The 21,100-nt window shown below is 60.6% G+C and carries 19 protein-coding genes; 14 read left to right on the plus strand and 5 right to left on the minus strand.

The window, feature by feature from the left end; translation table 11 throughout:
- Positions 1-556 precede the first annotated feature (556 nt).
- On the minus strand, positions 557-1,837 hold the full coding sequence (locus FAA86_RS22305) for an ATP-binding protein (RefSeq protein ID WP_136543257.1): 1,281 nt from the start codon (positions 1,835-1,837) through the stop codon (positions 557-559).
- Positions 1,830-2,537 (minus strand): response regulator, encoded by a 708-nt coding sequence (locus FAA86_RS22310; RefSeq protein ID WP_136543259.1) that lies wholly within the window; start codon positions 2,535-2,537, stop codon positions 1,830-1,832. The genes FAA86_RS22305 and FAA86_RS22310 overlap by 8 nt, the downstream gene beginning before the upstream one ends.
- Positions 2,538-2,724: 187 nt before the next feature.
- Between FAA86_RS22310 and FAA86_RS22315 the strand changes: the two genes are divergently transcribed.
- The 12 genes from FAA86_RS22315 (at position 2,725) to FAA86_RS22370 (ending at position 14,153) form a co-directional block, all read left to right on the plus strand.
- Positions 2,725-3,402 (plus strand): SH3 domain-containing protein, encoded by a 678-nt coding sequence (locus FAA86_RS22315; RefSeq protein ID WP_136543261.1) that lies wholly within the window; start codon positions 2,725-2,727, stop codon positions 3,400-3,402.
- A 160-nt stretch (positions 3,403-3,562) separates the two neighbouring features.
- Complete coding sequence (locus FAA86_RS22320; RefSeq protein WP_167495074.1) at positions 3,563-3,877, plus strand: EF-hand domain-containing protein; 315 nt, start codon at positions 3,563-3,565, stop codon at positions 3,875-3,877.
- Positions 3,874-5,133 carry an HlyD family efflux transporter periplasmic adaptor subunit gene (locus FAA86_RS22325; RefSeq protein ID WP_136543265.1) on the plus strand — a complete coding sequence of 420 codons (1,260 nt, stop codon included), beginning with the start codon at positions 3,874-3,876 and terminating at the stop codon, positions 5,131-5,133. The genes FAA86_RS22320 and FAA86_RS22325 overlap by 4 nt, the downstream gene beginning before the upstream one ends.
- A complete protein-coding gene (locus FAA86_RS22330; protein WP_136543274.1) occupies positions 5,130-6,308 on the plus strand; it encodes an FtsX-like permease family protein in 1,179 nt (392 codons plus the stop codon). Before FAA86_RS22325 ends, FAA86_RS22330 begins: the two co-directional genes overlap by 4 nt.
- Before the next feature lie 6 nt (positions 6,309-6,314).
- A complete protein-coding gene (locus FAA86_RS22335; protein ID WP_136543276.1) occupies positions 6,315-7,013 on the plus strand; it encodes an ATP-binding cassette domain-containing protein in 699 nt (232 codons plus the stop codon).
- 264 nt (positions 7,014-7,277) lie between these two features.
- Positions 7,278-8,324 carry a LacI family DNA-binding transcriptional regulator gene (locus FAA86_RS22340; protein WP_210310009.1) on the plus strand — a complete coding sequence of 349 codons (1,047 nt, stop codon included), beginning with the start codon at positions 7,278-7,280 and terminating at the stop codon, positions 8,322-8,324.
- Between the two features lie 256 nt (positions 8,325-8,580).
- On the plus strand, positions 8,581-9,732 hold the full coding sequence (locus FAA86_RS22345) for an extracellular solute-binding protein (protein WP_136543278.1): 1,152 nt from the start codon (positions 8,581-8,583) through the stop codon (positions 9,730-9,732).
- 8 nt (positions 9,733-9,740) lie between these two features.
- Entirely contained in the window at positions 9,741-10,607 is an 867-nt protein-coding gene (locus FAA86_RS22350; RefSeq protein WP_246035169.1) for an ABC transporter permease, read from the plus strand.
- 5 nt (positions 10,608-10,612) lie between these two features.
- A complete protein-coding gene (locus FAA86_RS22355) occupies positions 10,613-11,437 on the plus strand; it encodes an ABC transporter permease (protein WP_136543282.1) in 825 nt (274 codons plus the stop codon).
- Between the two features lie 25 nt (positions 11,438-11,462).
- Positions 11,463-12,509: an ABC transporter ATP-binding protein gene (locus tag FAA86_RS22360; RefSeq protein WP_136543284.1), complete on the plus strand. Its 1,047-nt coding sequence runs from the start codon at positions 11,463-11,465 to the stop codon at positions 12,507-12,509.
- Complete coding sequence (locus FAA86_RS22365) at positions 12,499-13,347, plus strand: glycerophosphodiester phosphodiesterase (RefSeq protein WP_136543287.1); 849 nt, start codon at positions 12,499-12,501, stop codon at positions 13,345-13,347. The genes FAA86_RS22360 and FAA86_RS22365 overlap by 11 nt, the downstream gene beginning before the upstream one ends.
- Complete coding sequence (locus tag FAA86_RS22370) at positions 13,347-14,153, plus strand: inositol monophosphatase family protein (RefSeq protein ID WP_136543289.1); 807 nt, start codon at positions 13,347-13,349, stop codon at positions 14,151-14,153. Before FAA86_RS22365 ends, FAA86_RS22370 begins: the two co-directional genes overlap by 1 nt.
- A 299-nt stretch (positions 14,154-14,452) precedes the next feature.
- Here FAA86_RS22370 and FAA86_RS22375 read toward each other — a convergent pair whose 3' ends face one another.
- From FAA86_RS22375 to FAA86_RS22385, 3 genes are all read right to left on the minus strand, one after another.
- A complete protein-coding gene (locus FAA86_RS22375; RefSeq protein WP_136543292.1) occupies positions 14,453-15,526 on the minus strand; it encodes a 4-oxalomesaconate tautomerase in 1,074 nt (357 codons plus the stop codon).
- A gap of 73 nt (positions 15,527-15,599) precedes the next feature.
- Complete coding sequence (locus FAA86_RS22380) at positions 15,600-17,594, minus strand: tripartite tricarboxylate transporter permease (RefSeq protein ID WP_246035170.1); 1,995 nt, start codon at positions 17,592-17,594, stop codon at positions 15,600-15,602.
- Between the two features lie 99 nt (positions 17,595-17,693).
- Positions 17,694-18,797, minus strand: a complete 1,104-nt coding sequence (locus tag FAA86_RS22385) for a tripartite tricarboxylate transporter substrate-binding protein (protein WP_136543294.1) — start codon at positions 18,795-18,797, stop codon at positions 17,694-17,696.
- A gap of 143 nt (positions 18,798-18,940) precedes the next feature.
- Between FAA86_RS22385 and FAA86_RS22390 the strand changes: the two genes are divergently transcribed.
- Together FAA86_RS22390 and FAA86_RS22395 are read left to right on the plus strand one after the other, a co-directional pair.
- Positions 18,941-19,612, plus strand: a complete 672-nt coding sequence (locus FAA86_RS22390) for a response regulator transcription factor (protein WP_136543296.1) — start codon at positions 18,941-18,943, stop codon at positions 19,610-19,612.
- Entirely contained in the window at positions 19,609-20,982 is a 1,374-nt protein-coding gene (locus FAA86_RS22395) for a sensor histidine kinase (protein WP_136543298.1), read from the plus strand. The genes FAA86_RS22390 and FAA86_RS22395 overlap by 4 nt, the downstream gene beginning before the upstream one ends.
- Positions 20,983-21,100 lie beyond the last annotated feature (118 nt).

Genomic DNA, 21,100 nt, shown 5'->3' on the forward strand with positions numbered 1-21,100 from the left:
ATTTTTAGCGAGACCCATTTCAGGTCGACGGATGGCCTGAACAACAGCAGCCGAAGTTGCTCAACTTGTTGAGAAGGCGTCGCTTTTCTCTGTGAGAAATAGTCGCCGAATTTGCGCGGAAATCGACCTAAAATGGCCCGCCTGGAGGCCCTGGATTCTCGCAAGATTTCAAAGGCTTAACAAATTCGCCGTTGAGTTTCCTCTGTTTTCCTGCCGCGAGCGACCTTGGGTGCCATCTTTGTGCCCTAGCTTTGGGCCGACGTCAACATAGCGGGAGAGCGGCAATTATTTCCGCTCGGAAAGCCGAGCCGAGGGTGAGGCGGGCATGTTCGCGTGGGAGCTTTGCGCCGTCATATCAGACACAGAGGTATCCAGATTGTGTGTTCGGAAGCGGACGTAGCTTCCGGGCCACGCTTGAGAGCGCTAGCTCCCGATCTACCCTTCGCGAAAGAGTCCCATGCTCCGTACTCGTCCAAAGGAGACATGCATCCTGAATCGTTAAGCTCCGTCCTTGCGGAACGTTGCACGCGAGAAACGAGCCTATGGTCCCTCAGGTTCACTCGGGTTGAGGGACACGCAGACGGACCGTGAAGGTCCCATCCGCTCGTTCGAATTCGAGGGCTCCGCCGTGGGCTTTTGCCACGTGGTCGACGATAGCCAATCCGAGGCCCGTGCCTTCTCCACCGCGGGCAACATCACCTCGCGCAAACGGGCGCATCAGGTTTCGTGCTTCTCCAGGTGAAATGCCAGGCCCTGAATCCCGCACCTCGATCAGCAGATATTCCCCATCAGTGCGTGCGCTTAGGCTGATCGGGGATTTTCCGTATCGGAGTGCATTGGTCAGAAGGTTCTCGACAGCTCTGAGAAGGGCTGCTTCCCGAACCCAGGCCAGGTCGTTGGTCGGTGCATCGAGCGCGATAGCTTCCGGCTGATCGCTCGCCTCGACTGCTTGCGCCAGAAGCTGTCGCAATGGAACTGCCCGCAGCTCTTCCACCTCGAACCCACGGGCGAAGTCGAGGAATTGACGTAGCATGGTTTCGATCCGGATGACGTTGCGCTCTGCCCCAGCAACGAGATCGGGATCGGCATTCTTCATCATGGCAAGAGACAGGCGCAGCTTGGTCAGCGGAGTCCGCAAATCGTGACTGACCCCAGCCAGCATCAGCGCGCGGTCAGCCTCTGCCGTTTGTAACCGATGCGACATATCTTTAAGTGCGCCGGAGACCGCAGCGATTTCCCGCGGACTATGGATGGCGTTCTCATAAGTATAGGATGGCCCGGACATAACACCGACCGCATCCTCCAGATGCTTTAGCGGTCGAGCGATCTTTCGTTGCAGTGTGATCCCGCCGGCGAGAGAGGCAAACAATGCGACCGCGGATGCCAGGAGCACGCCGACCAGTGGGTCGGTCGCAGGCAATGTCCTGACGGTCAACCAGAAGGTTTGATCCGCTGTGACGAGACGAACCCAAACCCGCGCCTGACGATCAACAAGGACATCGGGGCCCGTAATCCCGTATTGCTCAGACAGAATTCGCAGGAAGTATATTGTGAACCAACTGTGCGGTCCGCCTGCTTCGTCAGGCTCAGCTTCGGTCAGTACCGTGTCGGGCTCCTCGTCCGCACGCAGCGCCTCGGTGAATAGTATCTGCTGGAACGGGTCCATCTGTGTCAAAGAAAGCTGGAGATTTCGCATCGTCTGAGCTGTATCGGCTGCCGAGCGTTCGATCTGGGGCCGTATCACGTATCCGGCGATCAGAAGGAGCGACACAAGAAGTGCGCCGACGATGGCTGCGGCAAGAACCGCGATGTTCTGCTTCAGAAGAGAGTCAAGCACCGTCGGACACCAACACGTAGCCCACACCCCAAACCGTCTTGATCAATTCGGGCGCGTCGGCCCGGTCGCCGATCGCGCGCCGTAGCCGCGCGACGTGAACATCGACCGCGCGGTCCGTGACCTCCGCATCGCGTCCAAGCGCACGTTCGATCAGTTGAGCCCGGCTCAGCGGGCGTCCGCGACTTTGCAATAGGGCCTCCAGCAGGGCGAATTCACGGCTGGAAAGCTTCAACGACGCGCCTTCGCGTTTCACCGTTCGGGTCGAGAGATTGATCTCCAGGGAACCGATCGTCATGACCTCATCTGCGGCCACAGCCCGCATGCCCCGCGTGCGGCGGAGCACGGCTGCAAGACGTGCCACCAGTTCGCGCGGTTCAAACGGTTTGGGCAGGTAGTCGTCGGCGCCGGTTTCGAGGCCGACAATCCGATCGATCGGATCCCCCCGTGCTGTGAGCATTACGATAGGCGTCAGATCGCCGGCTGCTCGAAGCCGCCTGCAGATGGCAAGCCCGTCTTCGCCTGGCATCATGAGGTCGAGGACGATGACATCCGCCGGGTTCCGCGACAGCTCCCTGTCAAGCGCGCTACCGCCGTCGACAGCGCGGGTCTCGAAGCCATGCTCCGTCAGGAACCGGCGCAGCAGCGCACGGAGTTCAGCGTCGTCGTCCACGACGATCACTCTGTCTGATTTGCCGTTCATGGCACTGATCGTGTCACGTATCCGAGACGTAACGCAAGATTGAGTTATGTCAAAACATGACGGACGGGGCCCTTTGAAACACCTTGTCACATCTCGCCCAAAATCCGTAACGCCTGTGACATTCAGCTCCTGCAAACGGCTGATCACGAGACGAAAAAGTTCCATCGTCGGAGATGGAGCAAAAACTATGCTTAAGAAGATTTTCGTGATTTTAGCCTTGGTGATGGGCGGGGCAACGGTCGCCTCGGCGTCAACCGTTGCTGTATCGACGGCAAACGTCAACCTGCGCGCCGGACCGGCAACAAGCTATCCGGTGGTGACAGTATTGCCCCAGGGCGCGCGCATCGTCACCCATGGTTGCGTTGCTGATTATGCATGGTGCGATGTTGCATTCGGCCAGTATCGGGGCTGGGTGTCTGCAAGCTATATTCAGGTGGTCTACAAAGGCGGCCCCGTCGTCTTATCCGCCGCAGTCGCTCCCACCGTCGGTGTGACCGTGGTGACCTATGACCGCACCTACTGGAACACCCATTACGTGGCGCAGCCGTGGTACCGGTCCTGGACATCCTACTACCGTCCCTATGCTCCCGTCGCACCACGGGTTGAGACCTATGGTCGAAGCGCGACATGCGTTGATGGCAACTGCACGGGGACACGCACGGCGACGGGAATTTATGGTGGAACGACGAGCCAGACCCGTAATTGCTCAGGTGGTGAATGCAGCGCAACCCGTGAGACCACTGGGCGCTTCGGCAATTCAGCTTCCCGCGTCCGCAACTGCAGCGCCAATGACCGCAGTTGCAACATGACGCGCACTGGCCCGGCGGGTGGTACTGCGACCGGAACCCGCACCTTCAGCCGTTGAGGCGTCAGTCGCCTCCATCACCGGGGCACCTGCGGGACAGCCTGTCGGCGGAGTGAGAACACCTTGGCTGGAACGACGGTCACGGCCCTCACTCTGTCCGTCGGAATGGGCGCGCCAGACACGACACACCGAAATTCATCTGATGAGGAGAAACAGGGACATGAAACCTGATGTATTGGCACGGTTGGTTTGTGCCGCTTGCGTTGCCCTGCCGCTGTCCGGCGTTCAGGCACAGACAATCTCTGATGCCGACAGACAGAAACTGGCTGAAAACTTTGTCCAGGCAGATGCCGATGGCGACAAGGCTCTGACCCGCTCGGAGTTTCACTCTCTTCTTTCGCTCAATGCACAAGACAACCTGGGTAGGGCTGGCCAGATCGTGAAGTTTGGTCGCCAGGACATGGCCTTCAACCGGATCGACGCCGATGGCAACGGCGTGGTGACGCAGCAAGAATTGCAAGCGCTGGCGCGATGAGTTCCAGCATTCACTCCCCGGAAGACGCGACCGTCTCCAACACCTTGCCACTGGCCGACAATGGCAAGGATCGGTCTTCGTCGAAGATCACCCAGCGGAAGAAGTCGAGTTGGGCGCTGAACGGGCTGATCGCCGCATCGCTTCTCCTGATCGGTGGCGTCATTGGTCTCTACTTTCAGGGACCTGCGATACGCGCTGTCTTCGATTGGACGAAGCTCGAGCCTGGCGCCGGTGCTCGGCAGCCCATCGCGCTCCCCGTTGAGCGCGTGCCTTCCCCCGAGCGCGTCGCGGCGATGGCAACCGGTGACGTTGTCTCTCTCGGTCGTCTTCAGCCGGCCGGAGGGATCGTCTCTGTGGCACTTCCGCAAGGGGCCGGCGACGCGCGCATCGACCGTATCCTGGTCGACGACGGCGATGTCGTGGCCAAAGGCGATGTATTGGCCGTGCTCGACAGTCTCGTGCTGTTTGAATCTGCTCTGACCAGCGCGGAAAGCTCACTTGCGATCCGGCGTGCAGCACTTTCCCAGGTCAAGGTTCAGGTCGCGGCGGCTGAAGCCGAGCTTCGTGCGCAGGTTAGGGGAGCAGAGGCTTCGCTTGCGAGGACCGAGCGCGAGTTGACCCGCGTGACTTCCCTGTTGGGCACAGGCGTCTCGACCCAGGCGACCCTCGAGGAGGCAGAACGGTCCGCCGACACAGCTCGCGCCGATCTCGACCGACTGCGGGCGTCGATGACCCGTTATGAGCCCGGGCCGGATGACCAGCAGGTCGATATCGCCGTAGCGACCGCGGATCTCGCTGCGGCAGAAGCCGCCGTTGAACAGGCGCGCCGCGACCTCGACAGGGCCCGAGTTCTGGCGCCGCAGGATGGGGCCATTATCGAGGTATCGGCGCGCGCCGGAGAACGGCCGCCTGCAGACGGGCTTTTGCGGATGGGTGACACGGCGCGAATGGAGGCTGAACTCGAAGTGTTCCAGACCATGGTTCCGAGGGTCGCGGTCGGTCAGTCCGTGTCGCTCGTCTCCGGCGTGCTTGGCGACGAACAATTGACAGGAACGGTCTCGCGCATCGGCACGCTGGTCGGGCGGCAGAGCGTAACAGCGGACGATCCGGCGGCGAATACCGATGCGCGCGTGCTTCTGGTCACGGTCTCTCTCGACGAGGCTTCAAGTCTCCGTGCTGCGTCTTACGTCAACCTCGAGGTCGTTGCCCGGATTGCCGTCGCGTCCGACACGCCTGAAGAGGGAGGTGGACCATGACGGGTTTGCTCTCAAGCCTTCTTGGTCGGCTCCCCATCGGGTATCTTCAGCTCATGCATCACCCGGGCCGGTTGATGGCTGCTTTGGCCGGGGTTGCCTTTGCCAATGTGCTTGTCTTCGTCCAGCTCGGTCTCGCCGGATCCATGGCGGAATCAGTGGCCATTCCCTATCGGCTCTTCAAGCCCGACCTTCTGATCATGTCACCTGTCGAATCCGAGACATTGTCCGATGCGGCCACACTGGCGCGACAAAGACTGTTCCAGGCACAGGTGCACCCGGATGTAACAGGCGGTACGCCCGTTTACATGGGGCGCTCGACCTGGATCTCGGGTCATGACGCGTCATCCTCGATCCAGTTCATCGGGCTCTCGCCGGACGCCGGCTCCTTCGTAGACGACGCGCTGGTCGATCCCCTGGTCAGCCTATCCCTGTCCGACACGGCGCTTGTCGATAGGCTGACCCGCTTTGTCGATATGCGCAGCTTTTCCGGGGCAAGTCCGAAGGCACCGGTGTCATTCGAGATGCAAAATCGTCAGATCGGCGCGATCGGGACCGTGTCGATCGGCGGCGGCTTCGGCGGCGATGGCGTCTTCCTTGTCTCCGATCAGACCTTCTTCCATCTGTTCCCACAGCGGAGCTCCGCCACGCCAAGCCATATTTTGCTGACGCTTGCCCCGGGCGCAGATCCCGGACGGGTTGCCGCCGAGTTGATGCAGCTCTACCCGCCCGACACGGTTCGGATCCGCGCGGTCACGGACGCAATGGAACACGAGATCCGCTACCAGATGACAGAGCGTCCGACCGGCCTGATCTTCGCCTTTGGCGTGGCCATCGGCGTCGTCGTCGGCATCGTAATTGCCTATCAGGTGCTGTCTTCAGATGTTGCCGATCACATCCGCGAATACGCGACCTTCAAGGCCATGGGCTTCCGCCAGGGGTTTTTCGTCGGGATCATCCTGGAGGAGGCGATCATACTGGCCGCGATAGGCTTCTGGCCCGGCTTGGCGTTTTCGCACCTGTTTTATGAGGCGCTGGCTTATCTGACGAATATCCCAATCTTCATGACGCCGGAGCGCGCCGTCGCTGTCTTCATCGGGACGATCATGGCCTGCACACTGTCCGGCCTTCTCGCCATGCGCAAACTCGCCGCCGCCCAGCCGGCCGACCTGTTCTGAGGCCCCATGACAGACGCAGCCATTTCAGTCAGAGGTCTCGAGCACTTCTTTGGCGAGGGCGAGGCCCGCAAACAGGCCCTGTTCGATATCAACCTGGAGATCCGGCGCGGATCGCTGACGATCCTCATGGGGCCGTCGGGATCGGGCAAGACCACGCTCCTGACCATCATGGGATGCCTGCGCGAGGTTTATGCCGGTAGCATCCGACTTCTGGACCAGGAGCTGTTTGCATCGGACGAAATCACCCGCGTCGACATGCGCAGGCGCCTCGGCTTCATCTTCCAGGCTCATAACTTGCATGACAGCCTGACGGCACGGCAGAACGTGATGATGGGTTTGCAGGTCCATGGCCGGGGCGATCCCAAGAGGCACGCCCAAGCGGCGGATCACCTTCTGGGCCTCCTTGGGCTAGGCGAGCGGCTAGACTACCGTCCGGCGAACCTGTCTGGCGGGCAGAAACAGCGTGTGGCCATAGCGCGGGCTCTCGTATCGAACCCCGACATTATCTTCGCCGACGAGCCGACCGCAGCGCTCGACAAGGTCAGCGGAATGGCGGCGGTGCGCCTGTTCAAGGATCTTGGCCGCACGCGTGGTACCACGACCGTCATGGTCACCCACGACTCCCGCATCCTCGATCTCGCGGATCGCATCATCACGCTGGAGGACGGCAGGATCATCGAAGATCGCGCGGTATCTGGCGCCTAGGCAATACTGCGGCAATGAAGGTGCCAATAACGGGTCGAGATCGCCCCCGTTGGACTGCCTTTGGATGCGCCTCAGATCAGAGGTTGAAACGAGCGAGATGTCACCATGACGCTTATCCGCATTTCATCTCATGTGCTTGCATTCATTTGCGCTACACCCGAAGTCACGTCACACTATAGAGGTATAGACTATGGTCTGTCGTTTTTCTGGGGCTCTGCTCCGGTGACTTTTAGTGCGAGGCGCGCTTGTTGTTAATGTCCCCCCATGCGCAGGAATAGTTCTTCCGTTTTTGTGAGCGCCAAGATGGTGGCGGAGCGCGCGGGCGTGTCTCGTTCGGCGGTCTCGCGGACTTTTACCGATGGCGCGAGCGTCTCGGAAGAGACGCGGCGCAAGGTGATCGAGGCGGCAGAGGCGCTCGGATATCACGTCAATCATCTCGCCCGGCAACTCCGCGAGCGGAGCAACATCGTCTGCCTGATCGTCTCGGATCTGACCACGCCGGTCCGGGCGGCGATGGTCGATCACCTGACCCGCAAGCTTCAGGCGGCCGGCAAGATCACGGTGGTCTTAAACACCGAGAGCGACGAGGCGAACGTCAATCAAGCCCTGAAGCTCACCCTGCATTACCGGGCCGATGCGACAGTCGTTCTCTCGGGCACCCCTTCGACTGCGCTCGTCCGAACCGCGCTCGCCAATGGTCAGCAGGTCATCCTGATCAATCGCGACGATCGGCTCGAGGGCTGCGACAATGTCGGGCTCGACAATGCGACCGCGGCACGTGAGGCATTGTTCCTGTTGCGCCGGGCGGGCTGTGCGCGGATCGGGATCCTGACCTCTGCCGCGCGAACGCCGAGCCTTGTCGAGCGTGAGCAGCGTTTCGTCGAGGCAGCCAAGCGAGAGGGGCTTTCGGTGCTGACGGTAGAGGCGGAAGCCACCAGTTATCGCGCAGGTCTCGAGATTGCCAAACGGGTCTTCGCCCGTTCCGCCCCGCCTGACGGCGTCTTCTGTGTCACCGATCTCCTGGCCTTGGGGTTCATGGACGGCGCGCGATCAGACTTCGGCCTGCGCATACCCGAGGATCTCTGTGTCATCGGCTTCGACAATATCGAGCAGGCGTCCTGGGAGGCATATCGTTTGACCACATTCGAGCAACCGCTGGAAAAGATAGCCGGCCATGTCGTTGCGCTGCTGACAGATCTGGACAAACGGGCGGATTCCGGCGAGCGACCGGATCTTGCCGGGCGCGGCGAGGCCGTCTTTGAACCGGTCGCCGTGTGGAGACGCTCGGTCCGTCCGCATTCTGGTCAGTGATAATGCACGCGTGTGCATCGCGCCGATGTCATCAAACCTTCGTCTAAGCCCGTTAGGAAGTTGCCGTCCGGGCAAAAGGATTGCACGCATGTGCAATCTTGGGTCCTGTCGTGTGGCCGGAGGCGGCCGGCGTGATCGGCGGGCATGCCCGGGCGCAGAATTCCGAAGAGACGCAAGCCCAGCTATCAGGCTGGTGATTGGATGTCTCAGGGTTTGACCGAGCCGGCGCTGAGCGCGGCAATCTAGGGAGAAGACGATGAAGCGTCGCGCATTCCTCATTTCGACCGCTGGCACCGTGGCCGGCATGATGATCCTCCCGAAGCTGTCCTTCGCAGCCGAGGGTCAGATCGACTGGTACACCGGCTCCGATGCCAACGTCCTCGATTTCTGGACCAACAGCGTCAAGCCGGCTTTCGAGGCGGCCAATGCCGGTGTGAAGCTGAACCTCGTCGACGCCGGCGACAATGCAGGCATCCAGGCAATCGCCGAGCGTGCCATGGCGGCGATGCAGACCAACACCGATCCGCAGGCCGATTATTTCGAGCACACGGATCCGCGTCTGCCGAAGGGGGCCATCGAAGCCGGCCTTTACGTGAACATGAAGGAAGCCGGCCTTTCGAACTATTCCAAGGTCAATCCGCTTGCCATCGATAGCGAATACTCGCTCCCCTATCGCGGCAGCCAGGTTCTTCTGGCATACGACACCACCAAGCTTTCGGCCGCCGATGCGCCGAAGACCTGGGATGCGCTGGTCACCTGGATCAAGGCAAATCCTGGCCAGTTCGTCTACAATCGTCCGGACAAGGGCGGTTCGGGCGGCAACTTCGTCCGCCGCGCCATTCATCAGGCGAACGGCCTCGATCCCAAGGCCTTCACCGTCGACAACTACACCGAAGCCTTCGGCAACGAAGCGCTGGGCAAGGCCTGGGAGCTGCTGAAGGATATCGCGCCGTCGCTCTATGACAACGGCGCCTATTCCTCCGGCAACACCCAGTCGATCCAGTTGCTCGCGCAGGGCGTGGTCACCATGACCCCGGTCTGGTCCGACCAGGTTCTCCAGGCGATCGATCAGGGCGTTCTGCCGGAAACGACCGGTATCGTGCAGCTTCAGGATCTGGCGCTTTGCGGCAACTTCTCCCGTGCCGTCGTCTTGAGCAATGGCAAGAACCGGGATGCAGCGCTGAAGCTCGCCGATTTCATCCTGACCGAAGAGATCCAGGGTGCCATTCTGTCCGAGCTCGGCGGCTTCCCGGGTGTCAGCTGGGACCACGTGTCTGCCGATCTGCGCGAGAAGTTTGCAGACATCATCCCGAGCAGCATCCCGACCTTCCCGTCGGGTGCCTGGGAAGTTGCGGTCAATGACGGTTGGTATCGCAACGTGGCGCCGACCATCGACCGGAAGTCGTGAGTGCAGGCGTGACAACGTCTGGCATCTCCAGAACGAAGTCGGGCAGGGGGCTGATTGGCCTCCTGCTCGTCGCCGTGCCGGTTTCGCTCGTCGGATGGCTGGTCATCTGGCCAATCATCAGTGCCGTCCTGCGCACGGTGTGGCGGACCTCGCCCGAGGGGGAGTCAGGCTTCGACCTGTCGAGCTACATCTTCTTCTTTTCCGACGCCTACAGCGTCAACAATCTCAGCCTGACCCTCTGGACCACGGCTGTCTGTGCTGTTTTGCTCCTCATCGTGTCCTTGCCGATCGCGCTCTACCTGCGCTTCGCCAAGGGTCCGGTCGCCTCTTATGTCCAGGCTCTGGCAATCCTGCCGATGTTCGTGCCCTCGATCATCCTCGCCTATGCCCTGATCCGCGTCCTGGGTCCGAACGGCATGGTGGACCTTTTGTTGAATTTCGCCGGCCTGCCCAAACTGCGGACCCCTTACCTCACGCCCTGGGGGCCGGTGATCGGCCTCGTCTGGGACAACATCCCGCTGACGGTGCTGATCCTGCTCTCGGGTCTCGGATCGGTCGGTAACATGGCGATCGAAGCCGCACGCGATGTCGGGGCCAGCAGGCTGCAGGTGCTTCGGCATATCATCCTGCCGCAGATCACCAATTCCATTCTCGTTGCACTTTCCTTCGCCGTCCTTGGCATCTTCTCCGCCTTCACGCTGCCCTATCTGCTCGGCCCTGCGTCACCGGAGATGATGGGCCCGTTCATGCAGCGCACCTTCCGCGACCTTAACGATCCCGTCGGCGCGATCACACAGGCAGTGATCACCTTCGGCTTCTGTATCGTGTTCGGCTTGTTTTACGTGCGCTCGGTCGCCAGAAATCAGGCGAGGTGAGAGCCATGCAAGACACGCGTGCGAAACCGCGGTCCTTCGATGGGATCGGCGTCCTGTTGGCGCTCATCCTTTCTGTCGTCGTCATCCTGCCTCTGCTGGTCGTCGGCATCTGGGCCTTCACCGAGGTCTGGCGTTATCCGAGCGTCATGCCACAGCAATTCGGGCTGCGCTTCTGGCAGCAGACGCTCAACCGCTCGGACGTGTGGAATGCGCTCTGGCTCAGCCTCACACTTTCGGCGGTGGTGACGCTTGCTTCCGCCGTCATCTGTCTGCCGGCGGCTTATGCCTTTGCCCGCATGCGCTTTCCGGGCAAGGACATCCTGTTCTTCTCGTTCCTGGCCGGCCACGCTTTTCCGAAATTCGGGCTGCTGGTCGCGATCGCTGCCATCTTTCTGCAGCTCGACCTGATCGGCACCTTCTGGGGCGTGGCCCTCATTCAGCTGGTCAACACACTGATGTTCATGATCTGGATCCCGGTTGCGGCTTTCCAGGCGGTCGACCGGCGCATGGAAGAGGCCGCCCGAGACGTTGGGGCCGGTCCGCTCCGTGTCTTCTGGTCGATTACGCTCCCGCAGGCGGCGCCGACCATCGCGGCAGCGCTGCTCCTGACCTTTGTCGGCACCTTCTACGAGACGGAAGGCGCATGGCTGATCGGCGCGCCGGGCATTCGCACGATGCCCGTGCTGATGATCAGCTTCATCAACAACCAGATGGTGATCCAGTTCGGAGCGGTTCTCTCCGTCATGCTCTGGGTCCCCTCCTTCATCGCCCTGATGTTCGCCCGGCGCGTGATCGGCGGAAACGCCTTCGCGAAAGGGTTCGGCGGATGAAAAACTGCATTACAGGAAACCCGACATGTCGAAACTGAGCATCCGCGCGGTCTCCAAGGTCTTTGCGGGCGGCACGACAGCCGTCGACAATGTCTCGCTTGAGGTCGCTGATGGCGAGCTTGTCTGCCTGCTCGGGCCGTCCGGCTCCGGCAAATCCACCCTATTGCGCATGGTTGGCGGTTTCGAGCAGCCAACATCGGGACGGATTGCCATCGACGATCAGGACGTGACACGCCTGCCACCCGAACAACGGCCGACCGGCATGGTCTTCCAGAGCCATGCTTTGTGGTCACACATGAATGTCTTCAACAACCTTGCCTTCGGCTTGAAACTGCGTCGCCGTCCCAAGGGGGAAATCCGCGACCGGGTCGAGAACGTGCTCGAGCTCGTGGGCCTGAAGGGCTATGGTCAGCGGATGACCAGCGCGCTTTCGGGCGGCCAGCAGCAGCGCGTGGCGCTGGCGCGATCGCTGATCCTGGAGCCGAAGATCCTGTTGCTCGATGAACCCTTCGCGAGCCTCGATCAGCATTTGCGCGAGCGGCTGCGGGAGGAAGTGCGGGATATCCAGCTTCGTTTGAAGATCACCACCCTCTTCGTGACCCACGGGCAGGACGAGGCTCTCTCCATGGCAGATCGCATCGTGGTCATGCGTGATGGCAGGACAGAGCAGGCCGATCGGCCGGAACTTATCTATCGGGATCCTCAAACGCCGTTCGTGGCCGGCTTCATCGGTACGATGAACTTCATCGAGGGCCGTGTCGAAAATGGCCGTTTCCTGCATGCCGACGTCGCCGTCGATCTTCCGGTCGCCGATGGACCGCTCACGCTGGCAGTCAGGCCCGAGGCCCTCGCCCTCGTCCATCAGGGCGGTGGCAAGGCCATCATTCATCGCGTCACCGACTTCGGCACGCATGGGCTCGTCGATCTGCATCTGTCAGACGGGACCCGCGTGAAATGCATGGTCGCCAGTCCGGAACCCTTTCATGCCGGCGAGACCGTTGCGCTCAACCCGCGCGCCTTCGCGGCCTTCCGCGACAACGTCAAACTCTATGGCACGACCCATGCGCAGTGATCCCATTTTCGTCGAGCATCAGGGACACCGTACCCTGCTCAAGTGGCATCGGGGACGGCGCAAGGCCTCCGATCCGGAATTCACACCGACGCGCATTCTGGAAGCCATGCAGCTTGGCGCCAGCGTCGAGGTCGATCTCGTCGTGCATGGAGATCACGGTTTTGCCATCCTGCACGATCTGGAGCTCGATCACGGGACAACCGGATCCGGTCTCGTCGCCGAGACCTCGGCTGGCACGCTGCGACAGCTCTACCTGCGGGGCAATGACGGTGCGCCGCTGAGCGACAGGGTGATGCTGCTCGAAGACCTCTGTGACTTGCTGAACGCCAATCCCGCCCATCCTGAGGCTTTGCTGCAACTCGATTACAAGGAGGATCTGTCGCGGTTGTCGCCGGGTGTGATCGAGAAATTTGCCGAAGCGGTCTCTCCCGTTGCCACGAACATGATCCTGTCCGGCGGAGACAGCGCTGCGGTGGCAGCGCTGGCCGCGGTCACGCCCGGTCTGCGCGCGGGTTATGATCCGACCTATGTCGGCGTGCTCGATGACCTCAGAACGGCTGAGGATTTCTCGCGGTTCATTGCAGCGGCGCTGAAGAAGGCGCCGGATGCCGCCATGATCTATCTCGATTACGAGCTTGTTCTCGCGGCTGATGCCGCAGGGATGGATCTGATCGGCGCTGTTCATGCGGACAAGCGTCGTGTCGATGCCTGGACGATCCGAACGATCGATTCCACCACGCTTGCGCAGGTTCGTCGCCTCCTCCAATTGCGCGTCGACCAGATCACCACCGATGACCCCGAAGGTCTCGCAGAAGCCCTCGCTGAAGGAAAGAGCTGATGTCCGTCGATCCCGCCCGTGTTCTCGAAGACATGATCGAGGCTGCCCGACGTGCCGGAGCGCTGACGCTCGATTTCTTTCATCGTCGGGACACGCTGCAGATCGGCGTCAAAGGCCCCGGTGACTTCGTCAGCATTGCCGACGAGCAGTCGGAGACGTTGATCCGTGACCACCTGCTCAGCCGGTATCCGGACTGGAGCCTGAGCGGCGAAGAGTTTCCGCCCGTGGAAGGCAAGGATGCATCCTACCGTTTCCTGGTGGATCCGATCGACGGCACCACCAATTTCCTCAATGGCCTCGACTACACGATCACCATCGCGCTCCGGCAGGGCCGAGAGACCGTTTGCGGGCTCGTCTATAATCCGGTGACGGATGAGATGTTCACGGCGCTGAAGGGGCAAGGCGCCTATCTCAACGGGGCGCGGCTTATGATGCGGGACAGCGTGGATGTCGGTCAGATGGTGGTCGGCACCGGTCTGCCCACACCCAATCTCTCCATGCATGAGGGCGCCTATGCCAGGCTCGACGCGATCCGCGCGCCGATCGGTGCCGTGCGGGTGCTCGGAAGCGCTGCCAATTGCTGCGCCTATGTCGCCTGTGGACGTTTCACCGGCTACTTCGAACAGACAGGCTTCGTCGATACGGCCGCGGGCATTCTTCTCGTTGAAGAAGCCGGCGGCGTTGTCACCGACTGGTGGGGCCGCGGCGCGGAGCACTACGAACAATCCGGCCTGCTGATCGTCGCCAATCAATCCACGCATGCATTTCTATTGAACCAGCTTCAAGGCGTTGATTTGCCTGGTTGAAGTCACGCCATGTTTTGCCGATGACGCCAAAACGGGATCCGGCACGACGGAAAAACATCATAATCATGGTTTTTCGGGAGAATTGGCTGAAGAACCTGGATTCTCACATGATTTCAATGGCTTAAAAAAATCGCCGTTGATTTTCCTCTGTTTTCCTGCCGCGAGCGACCGTGGATGCCATCTTTGTGCCCTGGCTTTGGGCCGACGTCAACATGGCGGGAGAGCGGCAATTACTTCCGCTTGCCGAGAAGCGGCCACAAGAGCTTTGTCTCCCCTTGATTGGCTGTGGCACAAAGAAATCACATGGGCACGAGCACCTCTCCCCTGGCCAGCAATCTTGCTGTTCTCAGGAGGCCAGCGGATTTCAACGCGAACCGGCCCGAGTTCTTCTCGTAGTCGACTGTCACGTCCATCACTCCGCTCGGGTGTTCGATTTTCACGAGCGCAGGAACTCCGTCTGGCAATGTGGGAAGCCCTTCAGCCACGGTGCCCGGTGTCAGGACACAGGACGCGAGGCACTGGGCGCCGGTCACCGCCATGGTCGGGTGGCAGTTGAGCGGCATGAAGTAACGTGCGGTGATCGTCCCGCCTTCACGCGGGGGAGCGAGGATAGCAAATTTCGGTACGACCGAGTTCGAGACGTCACCCATACCCATCAGCAGCCCCGCCCTGCGTCGGATGGGCTCCATCCGCCCATAGAACGCCCGGTTTGCGTCCAGTTCTTCAGCGGCCTCGTAGCCCGAAAGTCCGAAAGCCTCGGCACGGGCGATGACGATCGGCATGGCAACGTCCATGCAGGTCACCGTGACACCGTCGATCTCGTCGGTAAGATTGCCCGTCGGCAGTAGGGCACCCGTTGTTGACCCCACCACGTCCATGAAGTTCAGATAAATGGGAGCGGACGTTCCAGGTACGCCATCGATCGCAGCATCGCCCTCATAGCTGACGATGCCGCCAGGCGTCTGGACAATGGCTTCCACCTTCGCACCTGTGTTGACCGAATGGATGCGCACACGCGTCACGTCCCCGGTTGCAGGCACAATGCCGAGTTCAACGGCTGCCGGTCCGACACCGGAAAGGATATTGCCGCAGGTTGGCTTGAAGTCGACTTTCCGGTCCGCGACGCTCACCTGAGCGAAGAAATAGTCAACATCACAGTCTGGCTCCTTCGACCTCGAAAGCATGGCTACTTTGGTGGTGACCGCCGTACCGCCTCCGATGCCGTCGATGTTGAGTGGGTGACCGGAGCCAAGCGCGGCTACGAGCACGCGCTCCAGGTCGCCAAGTTCGCTCGGCAAGTCTTCGCGGCGAAAATACGGGCCGCGGGATGTGCCGCCACGCATGAACAGGAAGGGAATGGCGGTCTGCGCCATGCTGGTCTCCAACGGTTGAATGAAGATTCGGGAAGCAGGCCGCTCGGGTCTCCCGAGCCGGCTGGCGGTGGCGTCACCGGAGCGGCCAGGGGAGGTCTGCGAAGTCCTGGAGCACACCGCTGGGGAAGTTGAGTGACAGCGCCCAGGCCGCAAGAATGCAGCCACCAACGGCCCAGGCCGTTAGGTGCAGGCTCCTCGTCCAGGTCGCACCGACCCGCATGCGCATGAAGGCGAGGAAGAAGATCACGACGCCAAGGACGAAGCCGACCAGCGCAACCAGTCCGACGAGTGCCGCGATCCAGGCAAGCCCTGCCCATACTCCGTGAACAGCAATCCGGCTGCTCTCCTCGCTCGGGAGTTCGGAGTCGAAATGCGAGTGGTGCCCGGTGTCTGCGAAGCCGAGTTGCCAGATCAGAATTCCGAGCATCATCAGACCGATGATCGAGACAGAAAGCGGGAAAACCTGGCCGAGGAAGTCTCGCTGCAGGGAGTCCATCAACGCCATGCCCATGATACCGAGGACCAGCACGGCAAAGCCAATCTGCGGAAGATGGGCACGAAACTGCGGAACATCCGGAACCTTGTCGGACGGGTCGACAATCTCGGCATGCTCGTCCACACGGTTACGAAGCCCGAAGTAGATGGATGCAAGCGTCAGAAGCCCGATGATGATCACGCCAGGTCGCGCAAGGAACGACCAGCCATTGAACTGGAGGGTCTGGTAGAAGAATGTCTCGGCCTGTGGTGCGAGCACGAAACCGATCAGGAGGGCGGGACGCGACCAGCCGAAGCGCTTCATCAGGACGCCAATGACCCCTAAGGCCAGCAAAGCGACGAGGTCCTGCACCGACCGGGTGGACTGAAACGCGGCGAAGCTGATCATGACCATCATGAAGGGGGCCATGTACTGGAAGGGCACCTTGGTGAGGCCGGCGATCGGTTTAGCCAGCATCACGCAGGCTCCGGCACCGATGATGTTGGCGAGCGCTAGCGACCAGATCATCGTGTAGGTCAGGTGTAGATCGGTGGTGACCATCGATGGACCGGGCTCGATGCCAATCAGCACCATGCAGCCGAGAAACACTGCCATGGCCCCGGATCCGGGAATGCCGAACAGGACGGTCGGCAGCATCGCGCCGCCCGTCATAGCGTTATTCGCGCTTTCCGGGGCAATTACACCGCGAATGTCGCCCTTGCCGAAGTTGGAACTGTCCTTCGTGGTCTGTACGGCATGGCCGTATGCGATCCAGTCGACCACGGAGCCGCCAAGGCCCGGGATGACCCCGACGATGCAGCCGACGGCAGCACAGCGCAGCGACAGGAACCAGTTGGCTGCCCAATCCCGGATCCCTTGCGTCCAGCCCTTGCCAAGCGGCATGTTGCCGGCAATGGCCGTGTTGGCCCGCATGAGGTCAATGATCTCGGGAATGGCGAAAATGCCCATACCGACGACAACGAGGGGGAGGCCGTCATAGAGATATGTCACATCGAACACGAGGCGAAATTCGCCAGTGGCCGGTGCCGCACCAATCGTGCCGATGACCAGTCCGAGCGAGCAGGATGCAAGCCCCTTGACCAGGCTTCGGCCCGACAAGACTGCGACCATCGACAACCCAAGCACAGCCAGCATGAAGAGTTCGGCCGATCCGAAGGCAAGAATGACGGGGCGGGCGATGAAGACAAAACCGGTGAGAACGATCGCCCCGAAGACGCCGCCAAACATCGACGAGAAGAACGCCGTCGAAAGCGCTCTTGCGGCTTCCCCCTTCTTTGCGAGTGGAAATCCGTCGAGCACGGTCGCCTGGCTGGATGAACCGCCTGGTATTCCAAGCAGGATCGACGAAAAGGTATCGCCGGTTGGCATGATCGCGACCAGGCCGATCAGCATGGCCAGCGCCGAAACCTGATCCATGCCGTAGATGAACGGGATGAGGAGCGACAGGCCAGCGATACCGCCAAGCGCTGGGAGCACGCCGATGACGAGACCGACGAAGATGCCGAGGATCATGTAGGCGAGGTGTTGAAAGCTCAACAATTCGCCAAGTGCAGTGAATAGGGTATCGATCACGGCCGTGACTCCGCGTTTGCCGCTTGGGAGGCGGCAGTGAAAAAAATGTGGTGAGGGAAGGGGTGGCGGGTTTTGTCAGAAAACCCGCCGCGTTTCAGGTCAGTCCTGACCGAGCTTTACGCCGTAGTCAGAAGCGAGCATGGTCGCGACCTGCTTGCGCAGTTCGGGCGAAAGGTCGGTGGCCTTTTCGAAGAGAGCCTGGGCAAGGCTGCCCGTGACCTGTTCATAGGTGCCAAGAACGGCCTCCGCACTTTCCTTGTAGGCAGGGTCCGCCTTCATGTCTTCGAAGGCCTTCTGGTAGGCCGCGACGATCTCGTCAGGTGTGTCCTTCGGCAGGAATACCATCTTCTGCGCCGGGAAGCCGGCAACATAAAAGGCCATATAGGCATCGTAAGCCGGGCCGCTGGGCTTCTCGCCCGTCAGCTTTTCATAGGCTTCTGGATAGGTTGGCAGGTCGGGGAAGGTCGGGTCGCGAACCACATTGCCCGCTTCGTCGAGCACGCCGAGGCTGAACAAGGGAACGGCCTGGCCCGCCTCGACCAGAGGCTGGACGTTCTTGATGTAGGCGGACGAGGTCTGGAAGTCGATGTTGACTTCACCACGCTCGAAGGCGAGGCGGCCATCACCGCGGCCCTTGAAGCCGAAAACGTGCTGCACATTGAGATCCATGGCCTTGAAGCCGAGAAGCGGAACCAGGTCGAGCGACGTCGCGCCCTGGCTTGCATAGACGAGATCCTTGCCCTTGAGCATGGCGATGTCGTCGACGCTTTTCAGGCCAAGCGAGGGTGTGGTGTAGACCACGCCACCCGTCGGGCCCGCCATCGCGATCTTCCAATCTTTGTAATCGTAGCGGACGCGCGGATCCCCGAGCAGGTAGGGAAACTGGGTCGACGCCGATGTTCCCAGGATCATTTCGCCATCTGGCTTTGCGCGAGCGGCAAAAAGGTTGCTTCCCTTGGTCGAGCCGCCACCCGGCTCATTCACGACCACGACAACTGGGTTGCCAGGCAGGTACTTGCCGAGCAGTTGCGCATTAAAGCGGCCCCAGGTGTCGGATCCGCCGCCTGCCGAGAATGGAATGATGAACTCGATCGTCTTGCCTGCGAAATTGACCTCCGCAGCAGCAGGCCCTGCAAGGCCGGCTGCCAATAGCCCTGCCATCAGGCCCAAAGTGGTGCGGCGGCTCAAAGAGTTATTCAGCATGGTATAATCCTCCCAATCCGGCCCTCAGATGTGCCGGTTTCCTCCAAGCTTGCGCAGACTTGATTTCTCCTCGTCAAATCTGCTTCTAGCTCTCATACTGAGTTTTGCTGTCGATAAGCTGTCCGTAAAGGAATTCTACCGCCGTGCGGATCATTCTGGTCGAAGACAACAAGAGCCTGGCAAAGGGTATCGAGGATGCTCTGCGTGACCAGGGCCATGGGGTCGATCATCTCGATGACGGTCTTGCCGCAGATAGTTTTCTGCGAACAGAGACGGCCGATGTCGCGATTATCGACATCAATCTGCCAGGCCTGACCGGCATCGAGCTGACCAAGCGCATGCGCGGCCGTGGGGACACCACGCCGGTGCTGATGCTGACGGCCATGGGCAAGACGTCCGACCGGGTCGTGGGCCTCGATGCTGGCGCCGACGACTATCTGGTGAAGCCGTTCGAAATGGCAGAACTGATGGCCCGCCTGAGGGCACTCACGCGCCGAAGGCCGCAGCTTATGCCAGAGCAGGAGTTCGTGGGCGATCTCGTCTACGATCGTCAGCAGCGCGTGATCATGCATCAAGACAAGAGGATCGATTTGCCGCGACGAGAACTTGCGCTGTTCGAACTTCTCCTTGACCACAAGGGCAAGCTTCTCGATCGGGAGCGCATTTTTTCCTCTCTCTATGGTGCGGGAGCAGAAGTAGAGGCCAACGCAATAGAACTCCTGGTGTCCAGGCTTCGGCGAAAGCTGGATGGGACCGGTGTTGAGATCAAGACTGCGCGTGGTCTCGGCTACATGCTGAATGCAGGATCAGCATGAAGCGCCTCTCGCTTAGATCGAGACTCTTTCTGCTCCTGATCGTGCCACTCATCTTGATTGCGGGAATAGCGTCTTATGCACGCTTCCAGGAAGCCGAGCGGCTTTCTGAAACCCTCTACGACAATACTCTTCTCGCTGTCGCACTAACCATTTCCCGAGATGTGGCGATCTCCGAGGGCGACATTCTCACCGAACAATTGCTGGAAGAACTGACGACGGCCCTTGGCGACCCGGTCTACTATCGGATCACGGGGCCAGGCGGTGGCTTCGTGACCGGCTATTCCGATCCACCGGATGCGCCTGCAGGATCCGACATCCAGAGTGGAAAGCCGTTTTTTTTCGACAGCACGTATCTGGGGCGGGAGGTTCGATCCGTCATATTGCGGGAATTCCTCAATCAGCCGCGATTGCAAGGGTGGATGACGGTCGAAGTGTGGCAGACAGTCTCGCAGCGTGCCGCCTTGAGCCGTGATTTGCTCTATCAAAGTATTGCCCTGTTGGGGACCATCATCTTGTCAGCCGCCGTCATCCTCTGGTTCGGCATCAAGTTGGGTCTCAAACCACTGCTCGACCTTCAGAATGCAATCAGCCTGAGGACTCCCGATGATTTGAGACCTATCCGGCGATGGATACCGATCGAACTTCGCCCTCTTGTGCAGACGACAAACTCGCTCTTCGAGCGACTGGCGAAAGCGTTTGAGATCAGGTCGGCGTTCATATCTGATGCGGCTCATCAGCTTCGCAATCCGATCGCGTCAATTGTGACGCAGGCGGAAGCTGCCGTGTCGTCGCCGGACGAGATAACACTTCGCAAACGCGTTGACTCCATCGCGCGGTCAGCCCGTGCGACAGGACGGCTCACCAATCAATTGCTTTCGCTGGAGCGTGTGCGCGGTCGTAGTTTGCGCGCTCTGTTCGAACAAGCCGATATCGTTGCGCTCATTTCGGCTAGGATCCGCTCCTTCGCAGAGGTCCAGCTTCTCAATGACATTGCTGTTGGCTTTGCAGTTGAGGGGGCGCCGAAGCCTGTTTTATGCGATCCCGTCATGATCGAAGAGATGATGGCCAACCTCCTGGACAACGCATTGCGCTACGGTTTGCGCGAAGGCGGTGAGTTGGCTGTCATGCTGTCCTTCTCCGAGGAAGAGGTTGCCATCGTCGTGGAGGACGACGGACCCGGGATCAAAGAAGAGCTTCGGGAGAGGGTCTTTGATCGCTTCTTTCGAGCCGATCTCGACTTTGGCGATGGCTGTGGCCTGGGGCTCGCCATTGTTGCCGATATCGCCGAAGCTCATGGAGGAAGTGCCCGATGCGTCTTGTCCCCGAAGGGCGCACGTTTCGAGATCCGTTTGCCTTTAGAACCGCACTAGTCATTGCTTGCGTGTAAAGTGGGTGTGGCCGGTTGCGGCATCACCTTTTCAAAAAGGAACCCTTCATCATCAGGCAGATCACTGGGGCGCGGATGGTGCGGGTCGGGATGCCGCGCGT

Source organism: Rhizobium rosettiformans W3, assembly GCF_004912135.1.
In the GTDB taxonomy this organism is placed as follows: Bacteria; Pseudomonadota; Alphaproteobacteria; order Rhizobiales; family Rhizobiaceae; genus Allorhizobium; species Allorhizobium rosettiformans.

Bases quoted from the DNA above. Each gene is read 5' to 3' on its own strand.
- FAA86_RS22310 (WP_136543259.1), bottom strand. From the start codon at position 2,537: ATGAACGGCAAATCAGACAGAGTGATCGTCGTGGACGACGACGCTGAA.
- FAA86_RS22315 (WP_136543261.1), top strand. From the start codon at position 2,725: ATGCTTAAGAAGATTTTCGTGATTTTAGCCTTGGTGATGGGCGGGGCA.
- FAA86_RS22320 (WP_167495074.1), top strand. From the start codon at position 3,563: ATGAAACCTGATGTATTGGCACGGTTGGTTTGTGCCGCTTGCGTTGCC.
- FAA86_RS22325 (WP_136543265.1), top strand. From the start codon at position 3,874: ATGAGTTCCAGCATTCACTCCCCGGAAGACGCGACCGTCTCCAACACC.
- FAA86_RS22330 (WP_136543274.1), top strand. From the start codon at position 5,130: ATGACGGGTTTGCTCTCAAGCCTTCTTGGTCGGCTCCCCATCGGGTAT.
- FAA86_RS22335 (WP_136543276.1), top strand. From the start codon at position 6,315: ATGACAGACGCAGCCATTTCAGTCAGAGGTCTCGAGCACTTCTTTGGC.
- FAA86_RS22340 (WP_210310009.1), top strand. From the start codon at position 7,278: ATGCGCAGGAATAGTTCTTCCGTTTTTGTGAGCGCCAAGATGGTGGCG.
- FAA86_RS22345 (WP_136543278.1), top strand. From the start codon at position 8,581: ATGAAGCGTCGCGCATTCCTCATTTCGACCGCTGGCACCGTGGCCGGC.
- FAA86_RS22355 (WP_136543282.1), top strand. From the start codon at position 10,613: ATGCAAGACACGCGTGCGAAACCGCGGTCCTTCGATGGGATCGGCGTC.
- FAA86_RS22360 (WP_136543284.1), top strand. From the start codon at position 11,463: ATGTCGAAACTGAGCATCCGCGCGGTCTCCAAGGTCTTTGCGGGCGGC.
- FAA86_RS22365 (WP_136543287.1), top strand. From the start codon at position 12,499: ATGCGCAGTGATCCCATTTTCGTCGAGCATCAGGGACACCGTACCCTG.
- FAA86_RS22370 (WP_136543289.1), top strand. From the start codon at position 13,347: ATGTCCGTCGATCCCGCCCGTGTTCTCGAAGACATGATCGAGGCTGCC.
- FAA86_RS22375 (WP_136543292.1), bottom strand. From the start codon at position 15,526: ATGGCGCAGACCGCCATTCCCTTCCTGTTCATGCGTGGCGGCACATCC.
- FAA86_RS22385 (WP_136543294.1), bottom strand. From the start codon at position 18,797: ATGCTGAATAACTCTTTGAGCCGCCGCACCACTTTGGGCCTGATGGCA.
- FAA86_RS22395 (WP_136543298.1), top strand. From the start codon at position 19,609: ATGAAGCGCCTCTCGCTTAGATCGAGACTCTTTCTGCTCCTGATCGTG.